Raw genomic sequence first — 2,386 nt, 5'->3', positions numbered from 1 at the left:
CGATCAAAATTTATGATACAGTCAGAAATGACAAACTGAAGATAAGCTACAAGCAAGCTGGCATCTTTCTTTGTTTTTACATTAGTTTTATACGCTTCGATGTGCATTTTTAGTTCTTGTTTTATAGTATAACAAACGAGAACTAAAAAGTTCCTAATGGTTTTCGATTTTTTTTCGAATAAATTTACTGGCCAGATAAATATGATTGGCAATGGTCTTTTCAGAAAGATCCGTTATTTCTGCAATCTCCTTATAGCTAAGGTTTTCCAGTTTATGTAAAGTGAAGATTTTTTGTTGCTGTTCTGGAAGCTGATTAATGAAATTTTGTAGTTTTTCTTGCCTTTCTTCAAAAATTCCAGAGTCTGATTCTTCCTGTGGCACGTCAACTTGATTCGGATCAAGCTGAATTATTTTATTTTCTCTGTTAACGTGATTGATAATAATGTTTTTGCAGATAACAAATATCTGTTTGTCAAACAAAACATCTTCGTTAAGCAGTTCTCTTTTATTATATAGTCTAATGAAAGTTTCCTGAACAAAGTCTTCAGGAGTAAATACAGAAGAGTTAAATCGTTTGGCAATATTTATTAGTTTATCGTAGTAGCTGAAGTAAACTTCCTTAAAAGCCGCTTCATTACCTTTTTTTAAACTTAAAATAAATTTTTTATTGTCCATAACGAAAATATCGTAACTAGCTTCCTAGTCTAAACTCATTGGTATCAATATTATTGTATTCAGAAATTTGAGCAATTTCAAATCAGAAATGTAATAAGCTACAAAGAACCGTAATTAAATTTAAGATTTGACGCTTTTGCAGCAGAAATGTTACAAATTGAGGAAAGCTTTTTTTTCTGGTGGAACAAAATTAAAAAGAATGTTTTGGAGTTGAGGACTTTCTTTTAGTAAAAATGGAAAGCAATTATTCTCTTTTTATTTCTGAAAATGTATCGTCAATTTGAGACTGCTTATAAAACACCTTTATAAGCAGCTGTAAGTTTATCTAGAAAAAGAAAAAGCTTTTCGTTCATTTCTGTATAATCATGAGAAAGAATTTCTTCAGGATTTTGAACAAATGGATATTTTTTGCTTTTGGCTAATAAATCAGTTTCGCTTTCAATTAAAAGAGAAACGACTTTGGTTGTGAGTTCCATATGACATTGAAAGCCATAAACAAGATCAGAATAGGAAACAATCTGAACAGGACACCCTTCGCTAAAAGCCAAGACTTTACTTTCTTTAGTTAAACCTGGCATATCGTTGTGCCAATGGCCAACATTTAAAGTGGTGCCAAAATGATTTATTTTGTCGTCTACTAATCCTTCTGTAGTTAAAGTAATCGAAAAGACTCCAATTTCTTTTTCTGGACTATGACCAAAATTTGCTCCTAAAGCTTCGCCAATAAGTTGCGATCCCAAACAAACTCCCACAACTGCTTTTCCTAGAGAAATGCATTTTCGAATCAAAGCAATTTCAGCTTCAGCATTAAAATAACGACATTCTTTAAGAGTCGTGTTTGGACTTTGAGGTCCGCCCATTACAATCAGCATGTCTATAAAATCAGCAGAATCTGGCAAAGCTTCATTTTTATAAACTTTAGAAAAAGTTATTTTGTGATTTCTGCTTTCTGCCCAATTCAAATACGCGCCTGGAGCTTCGTAAATCTCGTGTTGTATAAAGTGTATGTTCATTCGATCTAAAAAAATTACAGCAAATATATTAGGATAAAGAGCATTTTTGATAGTCCACTTTTTCTTTTACTGAAATAGTCCAGATTTAAGAATTCAGCATAAGAATCATCTGAATATCAACTCTATCATAAGCTGATGAAAGGCCTGTTACTTCTTTAAATCCTAATTTCTCATACAATTTAATAGCTGGTTTCAATTTGGTATTGCTTTCTAAATAAATTTTAGAAGCTCCTTTCTCTTTAGCCCATTTTATCGCAGATTCAGCCAATAATAATCCAACACCTTTTCCTTGAGCTATCGGACTAACGGCCATTTTGGCTAATTCGTAATCGTAATCTTTTCCTTCACTTTTTATTAATGCACAAACGCCTAAAACTTCCTCGTTTAAAACTGCGGCAAAAATTTCTCCGCCTTTGTTTATAATATAATCTTCGGCATGATCAAGCGCTTTTACATCATTTGGTTCAACTACAAAATAATTTGAAATCCATTCTATATTTAAATCCTTGAAATCTTTTTTGTATTTCGGGTTATAAGTTACTATTTCTACTTGTTCGTTATTTTTCATAATGCTATTAAATACTATTTTTTATTATTCTGCCCAATTTTTCCAGATCAGAATTTACGCGTTCATTCCATTCCAAAACATAGGTTAATCTCATGCAGTTGTTGTATTGATTGTACTGCGAAAAAATTCT

The 2,386-nt window shown here is 31.6% G+C and carries 3 protein-coding genes; all 3 read right to left on the bottom strand.

Annotation, left to right across the window (positions count from 1 at the left end):
• Window positions 1–153: 153 nt before the first annotated feature.
• Window positions 154–675 (bottom strand): RNA polymerase sigma factor, encoded by a 522-nt coding sequence (locus B3J44_RS20580; protein ID WP_198858231.1) that lies wholly within the window; start codon window positions 673–675, stop codon window positions 154–156.
• A 290-nt stretch (window positions 676–965) separates the two neighbouring features.
• Window positions 966–1,688, bottom strand: a complete 723-nt coding sequence (locus tag B3J44_RS20575) for a type 1 glutamine amidotransferase (protein WP_286971161.1) — start codon at window positions 1,686–1,688, stop codon at window positions 966–968.
• An 85-nt stretch (window positions 1,689–1,773) separates the two neighbouring features.
• A complete protein-coding gene (locus tag B3J44_RS20570; protein WP_286971159.1) occupies window positions 1,774–2,256 on the bottom strand; it encodes a GNAT family N-acetyltransferase in 483 nt (160 codons plus the stop codon).
• Between the last annotated feature and the right edge of the window lie 130 nt (window positions 2,257–2,386).

This window comes from Flavobacterium sp. UBA4854 (genome assembly GCF_002399805.1).
In the GTDB taxonomy this organism is placed as follows: Bacteria; Bacteroidota; Bacteroidia; order Flavobacteriales; family Flavobacteriaceae; genus Flavobacterium; species Flavobacterium ginsengisoli.
Note: the sequence above shows the minus strand (reverse complement) of the source record. Positions and strands in the feature narration are given on the sequence as shown.

What these genes read in the sequence shown, in the direction of transcription:
- B3J44_RS20580 (WP_198858231.1), bottom strand. Translation starts at nt 675, where the DNA reads ATGGACAATAAAAAATTTATTTTAAGTTTAAAAAAAGGTAATGAAGCG.
- B3J44_RS20575 (WP_286971161.1), bottom strand. Translation starts at nt 1,688, where the DNA reads ATGAACATACACTTTATACAACACGAGATTTACGAAGCTCCAGGCGCG.
- B3J44_RS20570 (WP_286971159.1), bottom strand. Translation starts at nt 2,256, where the DNA reads ATGAAAAATAACGAACAAGTAGAAATAGTAACTTATAACCCGAAATAC.